Here is a 12,069-nt window from a genome sequence, read left to right on the forward strand (position 1 = left end):
TGCCTTGGTCCGCCAGGCCGGTATCCCGCCCGGCCCCAGCGCCAGCCCGATCCTCGGCGGCAGCCAGGTCGGTGCCAATCTCGGCTGGACCCCCGATCCGCTCGCCCGCCGCCCGTTCGCCGTCATCGCCCGGCTCAACGCCGCGCTCACCCCCGGCCTCGCCATCGACACCGCCACCACCCAGGCCGCGCTCGGCGTCCGCTGGACCCCGGCCGCCAATATTTCCCTTTCCGCCAAACGGCTTGTCGCCATCGGCAGCACCGCGCTCGATCGCTTCAGCCTGCGCGCCGCCGCGGGTCTCGCCGGCCGCCGCGGCCGCGCCGAATGGACCGGCTATAGCGAAGCGACGATCCTCGACAACGGCGACGTCTTCGCCGGGGCACAAGCCCGCGCCGGGCTGAACGTCACCCGCGGCCGCATCGCGGTCTCCCCTGGCGCCGGCGCCTGGGCCAGCGTCCAGAACGACACCCGCACCATCCACCGCCTCGACATCGGCCCCAGCCTCACCGCCCGCACCGCCAATCTCGAACTCACCGCCGACTACCGCTTCCGCATATCCGGCAACGCCGCCCCCGACAGCGGCCCGACGCTAACAATTTCAACCGCCTTCTAACCTTGTCCTCCCCCTAGAGGGGGGGAGGCGAGAGACGCGTCTTCGCGGCCCGGGTGGGGGTGTCCCCCTACGACGTCAAAGCCCCTCAACTATTATCGTTCGCCACCCGCCGCCGCTCGCCCAGCTTGCGCAGCAACGCCCGCGTCCGCAGCTGCGACAACAGGTCATTGACCACCGACACCCCGCGTTCCGCCATGTCGAGCGCCCGCGCCTCACCCACTTGCCCGGCGGTCCGCTCGAAAAACAGCCGCATCTCCTGGTTGGTCACCCATTCGATGAAATCGAGGTACATCCGCATCTGCTCGCCGACAAAGCCCAGCTCCCCGGTAAACCCTATTTCGCCCAACTCCTTGACACACCGCGCGATTGCCACGTCGCGTGCCGTCACCATGCCGTCCCCATCGACCGAAATCATGCCGATCGCCGACAGATGCGCCACCGCGTCGGACCCCTTGCCGAGCAATTCCGCCAGCGTCTCCACCGGCACCCGCGCCGCCCCGTCCCCCAGCCGCGCCGCCAGCATCGAATCGAGCATCGGAAACACCTCCGGCGCCAACCAGCGCTCGCCATCCTCGGCCTCAAGCAACGACCGGATCACCGCCAGCGGCAGGAAACGTTCCTCCTGCAACCGCTTGATGGCACGCAGCCGGCTGACATGGTCGTCGCTATAGAATGCCGAATTCCGGCTCACCCGGTCGGGTTCGGGCAACAGCCCTTCGCGAATATAGTATCGGATGGTCTCCCGCCCGACGCCACTCGCCTTTTCAAGTTCGCGCATCCGCATTGCCGGCCTCAGCCCCCTGGTTCCGGTTGATCCGCAACTCTAGCAGAACGCCCGGAGTATGAACATGTTGGCGCCAGTTGCGCTCCCGCCACGAACGGCAATATCATCGGATCAACCCAATGTTCGCTTTTGCCGCCCTGCTCGACGCCCTGCTCTACACGACGTCGCGCAATGCCAAGCTGCAGCTGATCGGCGACTATCTCCGCACCGCACCCGACCCCGATCGCGGCTGGGCCCTCGCCGCGCTCACCGGCGGCCTCGATCTCAAATCGGTCCAGCCCAAGCTCATCCGCGAGCTCATCGCCGCCCGCACCGACCCCATCCTCTTCGAAATGAGCCACGACTTCGTCGGCGACCTCGCCGAGACCGTCTCCCTCCTCTGGCCCGATGTCCCTGGCATAAAACCCCCCACCCCCAGCCTCGACGAAATCGTCCAGCAACTCACCGCCCTCTCGCGCGCTGAAGCCCCCGCCGTCGTCGCCGCCCTCATGGATCGCCTCGACCCGCAAGGCCGCTACGCCCTGCTCAAGCTCGCCACCGGCTCACTGCGCATCGGCGTCTCCGCCCGCCTCGCCAAGACCGCCCTCGCCAACGCCTTTTCGATCGACGTCGAAGGTGTCGAGGAAGTCTGGCACGGCCTCGTCCCGCCCTACACGCTGCTGTTCGACTGGGCCGAGGGCCGCACCGCCCAACCCACCGCCGGCGACGTCCCCGTCTTCCGCCCCTTCATGCTCGCCCACCCGCTCGAAGAAACCATCCTCGACCTCGCCGAATACGTCGCCGAGTGGAAATGGGACGGCATCCGCGTCCAGTTGGTCCATGTAGCCGGCGATACCCGCCTCTACAGCCGCACCGGCGACGACATCACCGCCAGCTTCCCCGACGTCGCCATCGCCTTCAACACCCACGCCACCCTCGACGGCGAACTCCTCGTCCGCGGCGACGTGCAAAAGGGCGAAGCGGCCAGCTTCAACGCTCTTCAGCAACGGCTTGGAAGAAAAGCGCCGCCCGCAAAAACCCTCGCCGAATACCCCGCTTTCGTCCGCGTCTACGACGCCCTCTCCATCACCGGCGAAGACCTGCGCGCCCTCCCCTGGACCGAGCGCCGCGCCCGCCTCGAAGCCCTGATGCCCCACCTCGACGCCAGCCGCTTCGACATCTCCGCCATCGTCGACGCCGAAGATTTTCCCGCGCTGCTAGCGATCCGCGACGGCGCCCGCGACGCCGCCATCGAAGGCCTGATGCTCAAGCGCCGCGACAGCCCCTATGTCGCCGGCCGCCGGACCGGCCTCTGGTACAAATGGAAACGCCAGGCCCTCACCTGCGACTGCGTGATGATGTACGCCCAGCGCGGCCACGGAAAGCGATCGAGCTTCTACAGCGACTACACCTTCGGCTGCTGGAGCCCGGAAGGCGATCTCCTGCCCGTCGGCAAGGCCTATTCCGGCTTCACCGACGTCGAGCTCGCCTTCCTCGACAAATGGGTCCGCAGTCACACCACCGGCCGCTTCGGCCCGGTCCGCGAAGTCGAAAAATCGCTCGTCCTCGAAGTCGCCTTCGACTCGATCCACGCCAGCAAGCGCCACAAATCCGGCCTCGCCATGCGCTTCCCCCGCATCAGCCGCATCCGCACCGATAAACCCGCCCACGAAGCCGATCTGGTCGAAACCCTGCTAAAAATGGCCACCTGACCCTAACTCCCCCCCCCCTGCGGGGAGGGCGACTCGGCGTCAGCCGAGCGGGGTGGGGGTTCCACTCCCGCCGGAAACCCTAACTCCCCCGAGACCGCCGCTCCCCCCGCCGATTCCCACTCGTCGCCGAAGACAGTCGCCGAGATTTAGGCTTTGGCGGTGGCGGCAAAATCACCAACGGCAGCCCCAATTCCGGATCGAACCCCAACAACCCGAACGACTCCGAGATATGCAGCGGCAGCTCCGCCGTAATATCGATCTTCCCCGAATCCGGCGCATCGATCACCAGCCGCCGCGCATGCAAATGCAGCTTGCGGCTCACCCCGCCGGTCAAGAACGCTTCCTTGCCGCCATATTTCGCATCGCCGACGATCGGATTGCCGATCGCCGCCGCATGGACGCGGATCTGGTGCGTCCGCCCGGTCAGCGGCGAAAACTCGACCCACGCCGCGCGCCCCGCCGCCCGCTCGATCACGCGATAGCGCGTCTTGGCCTTCAATCCGCCTTCGGGGTCGACATGCATCTTCTCGCCGCCGCTGCCCGGCTGCTTCGACAGCGCCGCATCGATCTCGCCGGCCTGGACATTGGGCACGCCGATGGTCAGTGCCCAATAGGTCTTCTTGGCGTCCCGCGACGCAAAGCTCTTCGAGAAAAACGCCGCCGCCCGCGCCGTCCGCGCCAAAAGCAACACCCCCGACGTATCCTTGTCGAGGCGATGCACCAGCTTGGGCCGCGTCGTCATCTCGCCGCACAGCGCATCGAGCAACCCGTCGACGTGCGTCGTGATGCCGATGCCGCCCTGCGTCGCCAGCCCCGGCGGCTTGTTGATGACGATCGCGTGCTTGTCCTGGTAAATCACCAGGCTCTGGATATACCGAACCTGGTCATCGCTCAGCTGCGCCCGCTCGCGCACTTCCGGCCGTGGCCCCGCCGTTTCCGGCACATGCTCCGGCCAGGTGAGCGTCTGCCCCGCAGCGATCCGGTCGCCGGTCGCCGCCTTGGCGCCATCCAACCGCACCGCGCCAGTGCGGGCCCAGCGGGACACGATATTGAAGCTCGTCTCGGGCGCATGCCGCTGGAACCAGCGATCGAGCCGGATCCCGTCGTCGTCGTCTGCAATGATTGCTGTAGGCATGTCAGATTCGCGCCAAATAAACGCCGGTCATCAGCGCAAGCACGGAGCCCGCCACCGATGACACGGAATAGGCCGCCGCCAGGCCGATTTCACCGCGGTTGATCATGTTGAAGACTTCCAGGCTGAACGCCGAAAATGTTGTAAATCCGCCCATAACGCCGACGCCCAGCATCAGTCGAAACGATTCGCCAACGGCTGGGCCGCCAGCCTCGGATCGCGACAGCCACCCCGCCAGCAAGCCCATCGCAAAGCCGCCGACGATGTTGACTGTCCAGGTCCCGAACGGCAGCCCCGGCCCGAAACTGACCAGCGCCCAGCGTCCCACCAGGTAGCGCATCATCGATCCCAAAGCACCGCCAAGGGCAACGAGAATCAGCGGCGGAACGGACGAAAGCGCGGGCATTGCCGCGGCCATAGCGCAGGACAGCCAAAAGCGCCAATTCCTCCCCGCTCAGCAACGAGGAAGTGGCAGGTCGCTTCCTCCCTTCTTCACCCCTCCCTCTTCAGGGAGGGGTCGGGGGAGGGTCACTTCCTTCTCCCAAACCGCCAGTCCCCCCACCTACACGATCCCAAACGTCCACCCCTCGCTCTCGCGCACCGCCTCCAGCCCCGCCGGCGCCCACCACTTCGCCTCCCCGGCAATCGCCCGCAGCCCCGCCGCGCTCACGATCGCATCGCCGACATGGTCCGGAAAAACCCCCGGAAACCCCTCCGCCATCGCAGCCGACCCAAAATGCGCCAGCGCAACATCCAGCGCCGCCTTGTCCCGCAATTTCCCCCGAAACCCCGCCATCCGGGCAAACGCCTGCGCATAAATCTCGACGATCACCGGGCCATGATCGGGCACCGCATCGAACGGCCACACCGCCCACCCCAGCCGGTGCAGCAACCGCATCGCCGACAGCGTCGCCTTGCCGACCTGCGACGCCCCCAGCAGGACAAAGTTCGACGTCGGCGTCCCCAATCGCGACACCGCATAAACCCGCTCGGTCTCGCGGAAATGCGCCTTCAGGTGCCGCGGCCCATCGGCAGCGCCCATCCAGAACAGCTCCCGCCGCGCCGCCACAAACGCATGCCCGCCAAGATCGACGTCCGCCGACGAAACCCTGTCCACCTCCGCCCACAATTCCCGCGCCGGCCCCGAAACCCCCGCCACCGCCGCAAACCCGAACCCCGCATCCATCCCGACGAGCACATCGCCGGAAAGCCCGCCCAGCCACTCGAGCACCTCCATCCGCGACCAGGTCCCGCCCGCCGGTAACACCAGCCGCGGCGCATCATCCCCAATCTCGCAGATCGCCACTTGCACCGAAGGATGCCGAACCCCGATCGCCCCCGACCAATCGATCCCGACGAACTGGTCGAATCTCATCGCACCTCGACGATTGGCTCGCCGGCCTCGAAAGCCACAACGATGTCCGGCAAGCGCGCGCAAACAGTTTCGATGACCCGGTTGCGACTGCAATTGCCGATGCGCAGCAGTAACACCGGCACCTCACCCCGGTTGTCCACCGACAGACGCAGGAAATCGCTGTCCTTCGTGATAACGATGCACGTTTCCGCCCGCGCAAAATCCCAGATGGCGCGGTCCGGCGCATCGAGCGAGAGCACCTCGCCGACATGCCAGCTCCGATGCCCGAGGTCGCTCAACGTCCGCGCCAGCCGCGGCGGCAGATGCGTGTCGACGATGAACTTCATTCGGCGGCGGCGAGCACCGGAAAGTCGGAATGATCGGCAGCGAACGCCAGGCACGCCATGATATCGGCGCGCGTGATGAACGGAAACTCGCCGAGCAGGTCATCGACCGAATCGCCGCCCGCCATATATTCGAGCACATCGCGCACCCGCATCCGGGTGCCGCGAATGCACGGCTTGCCGCCGCAGACATCGCTGCGCGAGACGATATGCTCAAGATAGGCCACGCTCATGCCCGCAGCCTAACCGAACGTCCAGGCCTTGTCACTCGGCCCCGCCGGCCGACACTCCCTGCTGCGCCGCCCTCCACAGCACCTGCGGCCAGCTGCTCCCTCACCACCCAGCCTGTCATCCCGGGCTTGACCCAGGACCCAGTTGCTTCTCTGCAGGCACAACCCGAAAGCAGACGCTACCCGCCCCGCTTCGCCGCCCGCCGTCTCGCCCATTCCGCCAAACGCTCCCCGATCCGCGCCTCATGCCCGCGCGGGCTCGGCTGGTAGAACTGCTCCCCCGCCATTCCCTCGGGCCAATAATCCGCCCCCGAAAACCCGTCCTCGGCGTCATGGTCATAGGCATAGCCCTTGCCGTACCCCAGGTCCTTCATCAGCCGCGTCGGCGCATTCAATATATGCGCCGGCGGGTTCAGCGACCCCGTCGCGATCGCCGACCGTTTCGCTGCCTTCTCCGCCACATAAGCCGCATTCGATTTCGGCGCCGTCGCCAAATACAAACACGCATGGACGATCGCCAACTCCCCCTCCGGCGAGCCCAGGAAATCATACGCATCCTTAGCCGCCAGCGTCACCGCCAGCGCATTTGAATCCGCCAATCCGATGTCCTCGCTGGCAAACCGCACCAGCCGCCGCAGCAGATACAGCGGCTCCTCACCCGCCGTCAGCATCCGCTCCAGATAATAGAGCGCCGCATCCGGATCGGACCCCCGCAGCGCCTTGTGCAACGCCGAAATCAGCCCGTAATGCCCCTCGCGGTCCTTGTCATAAACCGGCATCCGCCGATGCAACAACGCCGCCAGCCCCGCCGGATCGAGGTCGGCCTCCAACTTCACCGCAAAAAGCTGCTCGACCTGATTGAGCAAAAACCGCCCGTCGCCATCCGCCGAGGCAATCAACGCCGCCCGCGCATCCCCGGTCACCGGCAACGCCCGCCCCTCGCTCGCCTCCGCCCGGACTATCAACTCGCCCAGCGCCGCCTCATCCAATCGCCGCACGATCAACACCTGCGCCCGGCTGAGAATAGCAGCATTCAGCTCGAAACTCGGATTCTCGGTCGTCGCCCCCACAAGCGTCACCGTCCCGTCCTCGACCACCCCCAGGAAACCATCCTGCTGCGCCCGATTGAACCGGTGGATCTCGTCGACGAACAACAAAGTCTTCTGCGGCGGATTGGCGAGATCTCCGCGCGCCGCCTCACGGGCGTCGGCAAACAGCTTCTTCAATTCGGCAACGCCCGAAAACACTGCCGAAATGCCGACGAACCGCAGCCCCACCGCCTCGGCGAGCAACCGCGCAATGCTGGTCTTGCCCGTCCCCGGCGGCCCCCACAGGATCAGGCTCGACAGCGCCCCGGCCGCCACCATCCGCCCGATCGCGCCCTCCGGCCCGGTCAGATGCTCCTGTCCGACGATTTGATCCAGCGCCCGCGGCCGCATGCGCTCGGCGAGCGGCGGGTTCGCCACCGCGCCGCCGGCCGCTGCGCCGGTTCCAAAAAGATCAGCCATGACCCGGCCGCACGCCCATTCAGCTGCGGAAGTAAGGCTCGACCTTGCCCTTGAGCTTGATCGTCAGCGCATTGCCATAGCGATCCTTGGACTTTCCGGCCGCGACCTTCACCCAGCCCTCGGAAACGCAATATTCGTCGACGTTGGTGCGCTCGACATCGTCGAACACGATGCCGACACCGCGTTCGAGCATCACTTCGTCATAAAACGGGCTGCGTGGGCTCGCCGCCAGCCGATCGGGCGGCGTATCGGTGATCGCTGCAGTTTCGGGTGCCACTTCGGGCGTGTTCTCGGGTTCTTCGCTCATGCGGCGGGACGTGGCCTGTCAAACCGAAACGGTCAACCCTCTTCCGACTCCCTCCCCCCTGAGGGGAGGGCGACTCGGCCCCAGCCGAGCGGGGTGGGGGTTCCCCCTCTCCACTGAAAAAGCCCAAGAAAAAGCCGCGCCGCCCTCCCGGGCAGCACGGCCATTCCTCAACCCAAATCGCTTCAGGCTTCTTCTTCGTCGTCCGCAACAGCAGCAGCCGGTGCCGCATCGGCAACAGGTGCTTCGTCCTGCGGAATGCCAGGCTCGGCGCCCGGATCGAAAGCTTCGGTGAAGCCCGCTTCCTCACGCTCGAACATGTCGGCGTTGACGTCGACGCCCTTCGTTTGCAGCTCGGCTTCTTCAGGCGAGCGGGCGATGTTGACCTTGACCATCACGACGACTTCAGGATGCAGAGCAACCTTCACGTCATGGATGCCCAGCGTCTTGATCGGCTTGTCGAGGACGATCTGGTTCTTGTTGACCTTGTGGCCACCGGCAACCAGGACTTCGGCCAGATCGCGCGCCGCAACCGAACCGAACAGCTGTCCGGTCTGCGAGGCCTGGCGGATCATGACGACCGATGCGCCATCGACGTCCTTGGCTTCGGCGCGCGCGATGTCGCGGCGCTTGGCGTTATCGGCTTCGATGCGGGCGCGATCGGCTTCGAACTTCTTCTTGTTGGCTTCCGAGGCACGCAAGGCCTTGCCGCGCGGCAACAGGAAGTTGCGCGCGAAACCGGGCTTCACATTGACGATGTCACCAATGGCGCCGAGCTTGTCGACGCGCTCGAGCAGGATGATTTCCATGTCGGCTACTCCTACTTCACGAGGTAGGGCAGCAAGCCCAGATGACGCGCACGCTTGATGGCCTGCGCCAGTTCACGCTGCTTCTTGCCGGAAACGGCCGTAATGCGCGACGGCACGATCTTGCCGCGCTCGGACACGAAACCCTGCAACAGGCGCACGTCCTTGTAATCGATGATCGGTGCATTGGCGCCCGAGAAGGGGCAGCTCTTGCGGCGGCGGAAAAATGGACGTCCCATGATCTATCCTTTCCGATCAATACGCGCGCGGGGCGCGTTCGGGGCGGTCACCACCCCGGGGGCGATCACCACGGTCGCCGCGATCGCCGCGATCCGGACGGTCGCCGCGAGGCGCCCCATCACGATCGCCGCGCTCACGCTCGCGCTCGCCGCGCTTCATCATCGCCGATGGCTCGGTCGGCAGTGCTTCGATGCGGACGGTCATGTAGCGGATGATGTCTTCGTTCAAAGCGACCTGGCGCTCCATTTCGGCAATCGCCGGCGCCGGCGCTTCGATGCTGAGCATCACGTAATGCGCCTTGCGGTTCTTGGCGATCCGATACGCCAGGCTGCGCAGGCCCCAATATTCATTCGACGCAACGGCACCGTTGCCGTCGGCAATGATCTTCGAAAATGTCTCTGTCATCGCTTCGACCTGGGCTGCTGCCAGGTCCTGACGCGCGAGAAAGACATGCTCATAAAATGGCATGTTTCATCACTCCTCTGCCGATCGCTGACGCCGCACCATGCGAACGCCCCTCCGGCTTGCTTTCAAAAACAACGAACGCCAGGGACTGGCCCCGGCGCTTGTCGAGGCGCGCCCTATGGCCGATTCTCGTGCTTGGCGCAAGGCAGCTTGGCGCTAACCAGCCCGCCGCCTACAACCGCGGCGATGGCCACACAAATGTTCATACCACCAATCCTGCTCCTTGCCCTTGCCGCCGCTGCCCCCGACGACACGATCACCGTCACCGGGACCCGCCTCACCGACAAGCAGATCGCCGTCGGCGCCCGCAATTACGTCGGCGCCGTGCTGCCCATCCCCGCCTACGGCCAGTATTCGCGCTGGGCGGACCCGGTCTGCATCAAAGTCACCGGCCTCGAGGATGCCTATGCCGCCCGCGTCGCCGCTGCCGCCGACGAAGCCCATATTGCCCGCGCCAGACCCGGCTGCCGCACAAACCTGTCGATCGTCTTTTCCGAAGACGCGGTCATCACCACCGCCGCGATCCTCGCCAAAAAACCCAAGCAGATCGCCCGCCTCGACGGCACCGAGCGCCATCGCCTGCTCACCGCACGCCTCCCGGTGCGCTTCTGGCACGTCCTCGAGCTTCGCGGCGCCGATGGCCGCGCCCCCGCACCGAGCCAGATCACCGTCGCCGGCAGTGCCCCGCAAACCGACAGCTGGTCCGCCAGCCTGATCGACACCCATATCGCCATCTGGGCAACGAGCGCCGTGGTCATCGTCGATGTCGGCCTGTCGTCCGGCAAGTCATTGGACGCCGTCGCCGACTATGCAGCGCTCGTCGGCCTCGCCCCGATGCGACTGCCACCGCCCACCCCCGGCGTCCCCAGCTTCCTCGCCCTCTTCACCCCGGCCTCGGCAGACGCGCTCAGCAGCTGGGACAAGGCCTTTCTCGCCGCGCTCTACCGAATGCAGATGAACCGCACCGGCAGCCGGCAAGAAGGCCAACTCGTCACCGCCATCAAGGCCGAACTGGCGCGCTGACCGGCGCCAGCAACCCTGCCACCCCCGGCATCGTCTCCACAGACTCGGCAAAACCCGTCACGATCCGCACCCCTGCCGCACGCTCATAAGCCGCCCCCAGCGCCAGCATCCGCGCATCGTCCCACTTCGCCCCGATAAAGCTCAGCCCTACCGGCAGTCCCCGCACCGCCCCCATCGGCACGGTCAGATGCGGATACCCCGCCACCGCCGCCATCCCGCCAACCCCCGCCCGCTGCGGACTCTGGTCCCCCAGCACCGCATCGATCGGCGACGCCGGCGCCGTCGTCGGCTGCACCAGCGCGCTCACCTTCGCCGCCGCCAGCATCGCATCGATCCCCTCCACCCCCGCCAACCGCAACGAAAGCGCCCGAGCCGCCACATATGCCGGATCATCCAGTCCCTTCGTCGCCTCCGCCGCGACAAACGTCTCCTGCCCGAACAACCCCAGCTCCCGCGCATCCCCCGCATTGAACGCGATCACCTCCGCCAGCGACCGCACAGGTGTTCGCGTCCGGCCCGGCCGGCTCGCCAGATAAGCATTCAGATCCGCCTTCAACTCGCTCAGCAAGACCTGGAACTCCGCCGGCCCGATCTCCCCTCGCCGCTTCGGCGCCGCCTCGATCTCCACGAGCACCGCCCCTTGGCGCCGCAAAACCCCCAACGCCGTCTCGAAAACCCCATCCACGTCCCGCGACCACCCCGTCGCAAACCGTAACACCCCGATCCGCGCCCCCTTCAGCGCCCCCGGCTTCAACGCCGCCACATAGTCCACCCGCCGCGCATCGGCCTCCATCGTCGCCGGGTCCGCCGCATCGCTCCCCGCCATCGCCGTCAACAGCCGCGCCGCCATCGGCACGTCGCGCGCCATCGGCCCCGCCGTATCCTGGCTATGGCTGATCGGAATGATATGCGTCCGGCTCACCAGCCCCACCGTCGGCTTGAACCCGACAATCCCGTTCACCGCCGCCGGACACGTCACCGATCCGTCGGTCTCGGTCCCCACCGCCGCATCCACCATCCCCGCCGCCACCGCCGCCGCGCTCCCCGAAGACGACCCGCACGGCGATCGGTCGAGCGCATGCGGATTGCGCACCTGCCCACCCAGCCCGCTCCACCCCGAAATCGAATTATCCCCCCGAATATTCGCCCATTCAGACAAATTGGTCTTCCCCAGGATCACCGCCCCAGCCGCCCGCAACCTTGCCACCAGCGGCGCATCCCGCCCGGTAACATTCCCCCGCAACGCCAGGCTCCCCGCCGTCGTCGCCAACGGCCCCGCCGCCTCGATATTGTCCTTCAGCAACACCGGCACCCCGAACAGCGCCCCCCGCACCGCGCCCCGATCGAGCGCCCGCGCCTGCGCCACCGCCGTCGGGTCCACCGCGAGCACTGCATTCACCCGGGGGTTCAGCGCTTCTATCCGCGCGATCGCCGCCACCACGCCCGATTCCACCGTTTCCGCCGCCACCGCCGGTCCCGCCAGACCCGCCAGCACCACATACATCCAGCGCATCATGTATCCCGCCATTCCGCCAGCCTGCCCCAACCCGCGTCGCCTTGTCAGCAACAAATCAG

15 protein-coding genes are annotated in these 12,069 nt (G+C 66.6%); 3 read left to right on the plus strand and 12 right to left on the minus strand.

The window, feature by feature from the left end:
* Positions 1–4: 4 nt before the first annotated feature.
* A complete protein-coding gene (locus IEW98_RS11915; protein WP_188763181.1) occupies positions 5–613 on the plus strand; it encodes a hypothetical protein in 609 nt (202 codons plus the stop codon).
* An 85-nt stretch (positions 614–698) separates the two neighbouring features.
* Here the strand turns inward: IEW98_RS11915 and IEW98_RS11920 are convergent, their stop codons facing one another.
* Positions 699–1,391 (minus strand): MerR family transcriptional regulator, encoded by a 693-nt coding sequence (locus tag IEW98_RS11920; protein ID WP_279380371.1) that lies wholly within the window; start codon positions 1,389–1,391, stop codon positions 699–701.
* Positions 1,392–1,516: 125 nt separating this feature from the next.
* Between IEW98_RS11920 and IEW98_RS11925 the strand changes: the two genes are divergently transcribed.
* Entirely contained in the window at positions 1,517–3,088 is a 1,572-nt protein-coding gene (locus IEW98_RS11925) for a cisplatin damage response ATP-dependent DNA ligase (RefSeq protein ID WP_188763183.1), read from the plus strand.
* Between the two features lie 79 nt (positions 3,089–3,167).
* On the opposite strand, the gene IEW98_RS11930 is transcribed toward IEW98_RS11925, so the two are convergent.
* The 10 genes from IEW98_RS11930 to rpsF all read right to left on the minus strand — a co-directional run bounded on the left by IEW98_RS11930 (position 3,168) and on the right by rpsF (position 9,474).
* Positions 3,168–4,223, minus strand: coding sequence for an RluA family pseudouridine synthase (locus tag IEW98_RS11930; protein WP_188763184.1), 1,056 nt, complete (start codon positions 4,221–4,223; stop codon positions 3,168–3,170).
* A gap of 1 nt (position 4,224) precedes the next feature.
* Positions 4,225–4,626 (minus strand): fluoride efflux transporter CrcB, encoded by a 402-nt coding sequence (crcB, locus tag IEW98_RS11935; protein WP_188763185.1) that lies wholly within the window; start codon positions 4,624–4,626, stop codon positions 4,225–4,227.
* Between the two features lie 156 nt (positions 4,627–4,782).
* Positions 4,783–5,595, minus strand: coding sequence for a hypothetical protein (locus IEW98_RS11940; protein WP_188763186.1), 813 nt, complete (start codon positions 5,593–5,595; stop codon positions 4,783–4,785).
* Positions 5,592–5,921: a DUF5615 family PIN-like protein gene (locus IEW98_RS11945; RefSeq protein ID WP_188763187.1), complete on the minus strand. Its 330-nt coding sequence runs from the start codon at positions 5,919–5,921 to the stop codon at positions 5,592–5,594. The genes IEW98_RS11940 and IEW98_RS11945 overlap by 4 nt, the downstream gene beginning before the upstream one ends.
* Positions 5,918–6,151, minus strand: a complete 234-nt coding sequence (locus IEW98_RS11950; RefSeq protein ID WP_188763188.1) for a DUF433 domain-containing protein — start codon at positions 6,149–6,151, stop codon at positions 5,918–5,920. The genes IEW98_RS11945 and IEW98_RS11950 overlap by 4 nt, the downstream gene beginning before the upstream one ends.
* 176 nt (positions 6,152–6,327) lie before the next feature.
* Complete coding sequence (locus IEW98_RS11955) at positions 6,328–7,656, minus strand: replication-associated recombination protein A (RefSeq protein ID WP_188763189.1); 1,329 nt, start codon at positions 7,654–7,656, stop codon at positions 6,328–6,330.
* Between the two features lie 19 nt (positions 7,657–7,675).
* On the minus strand, positions 7,676–7,963 hold the full coding sequence (locus tag IEW98_RS11960) for a DUF3297 family protein (protein WP_207792566.1): 288 nt from the start codon (positions 7,961–7,963) through the stop codon (positions 7,676–7,678).
* A 182-nt stretch (positions 7,964–8,145) separates the two neighbouring features.
* Complete coding sequence (gene rplI / locus IEW98_RS11965; RefSeq protein WP_188763190.1) at positions 8,146–8,769, minus strand: 50S ribosomal protein L9; 624 nt, start codon at positions 8,767–8,769, stop codon at positions 8,146–8,148.
* 11 nt (positions 8,770–8,780) lie between these two features.
* The gene (gene rpsR / locus IEW98_RS11970) at positions 8,781–9,005 is read right to left on the minus strand and encodes a 30S ribosomal protein S18 (RefSeq protein ID WP_188763191.1); all 225 of its coding nucleotides are present in this window, start codon (positions 9,003–9,005) and stop codon (positions 8,781–8,783) included.
* A gap of 16 nt (positions 9,006–9,021) precedes the next feature.
* Entirely contained in the window at positions 9,022–9,474 is a 453-nt protein-coding gene (gene rpsF / locus IEW98_RS11975) for a 30S ribosomal protein S6 (protein WP_188763192.1), read from the minus strand.
* A gap of 195 nt (positions 9,475–9,669) precedes the next feature.
* Between rpsF and IEW98_RS11980 the strand changes: the two genes are divergently transcribed.
* Positions 9,670–10,494, plus strand: coding sequence for a hypothetical protein (locus IEW98_RS11980; protein ID WP_188763193.1), 825 nt, complete (start codon positions 9,670–9,672; stop codon positions 10,492–10,494).
* Here IEW98_RS11980 and IEW98_RS11985 read toward each other — a convergent pair.
* The gene (locus IEW98_RS11985) at positions 10,472–12,010 is read right to left on the minus strand and encodes an amidase (protein WP_188763194.1); all 1,539 of its coding nucleotides are present in this window, start codon (positions 12,008–12,010) and stop codon (positions 10,472–10,474) included. The genes IEW98_RS11980 and IEW98_RS11985 overlap by 23 nt on opposite strands.
* Between the last annotated feature and the right edge of the window lie 59 nt (positions 12,011–12,069).

Source organism: Sandarakinorhabdus glacialis (assembly GCF_014643455.1).
Classification (GTDB): Bacteria; Pseudomonadota; Alphaproteobacteria; order Sphingomonadales; family Sphingomonadaceae; genus Sandarakinorhabdus; species Sandarakinorhabdus glacialis.

Bases quoted from the DNA above. Each gene is read 5' to 3' on its own strand.
- IEW98_RS11920 (WP_279380371.1), bottom strand. From the start codon at position 1,391: ATGCGCGAACTTGAAAAGGCGAGTGGCGTCGGGCGGGAGACCATCCGA.
- IEW98_RS11955 (WP_188763189.1), bottom strand. From the start codon at position 7,656: ATGGCTGATCTTTTTGGAACCGGCGCAGCGGCCGGCGGCGCGGTGGCG.
- IEW98_RS11945 (WP_188763187.1), bottom strand. From the start codon at position 5,921: ATGAAGTTCATCGTCGACACGCATCTGCCGCCGCGGCTGGCGCGGACG.
- crcB (WP_188763185.1), bottom strand. From the start codon at position 4,626: ATGCCCGCGCTTTCGTCCGTTCCGCCGCTGATTCTCGTTGCCCTTGGC.
- IEW98_RS11980 (WP_188763193.1), top strand. From the start codon at position 9,670: ATGTTCATACCACCAATCCTGCTCCTTGCCCTTGCCGCCGCTGCCCCC.
- rpsR (WP_188763191.1), bottom strand. From the start codon at position 9,005: ATGGGACGTCCATTTTTCCGCCGCCGCAAGAGCTGCCCCTTCTCGGGC.
- IEW98_RS11960 (WP_207792566.1), bottom strand. From the start codon at position 7,963: ATGAGCGAAGAACCCGAGAACACGCCCGAAGTGGCACCCGAAACTGCA.
- rpsF (WP_188763192.1), bottom strand. From the start codon at position 9,474: ATGCCATTTTATGAGCATGTCTTTCTCGCGCGTCAGGACCTGGCAGCA.
- IEW98_RS11985 (WP_188763194.1), bottom strand. From the start codon at position 12,010: ATGATGCGCTGGATGTATGTGGTGCTGGCGGGTCTGGCGGGACCGGCG.
- IEW98_RS11940 (WP_188763186.1), bottom strand. From the start codon at position 5,595: ATGAGATTCGACCAGTTCGTCGGGATCGATTGGTCGGGGGCGATCGGG.
- rplI (WP_188763190.1), bottom strand. From the start codon at position 8,769: ATGGAAATCATCCTGCTCGAGCGCGTCGACAAGCTCGGCGCCATTGGT.
- IEW98_RS11950 (WP_188763188.1), bottom strand. From the start codon at position 6,151: ATGAGCGTGGCCTATCTTGAGCATATCGTCTCGCGCAGCGATGTCTGC.
- IEW98_RS11930 (WP_188763184.1), bottom strand. From the start codon at position 4,223: ATGCCTACAGCAATCATTGCAGACGACGACGACGGGATCCGGCTCGAT.
- IEW98_RS11925 (WP_188763183.1), top strand. From the start codon at position 1,517: ATGTTCGCTTTTGCCGCCCTGCTCGACGCCCTGCTCTACACGACGTCG.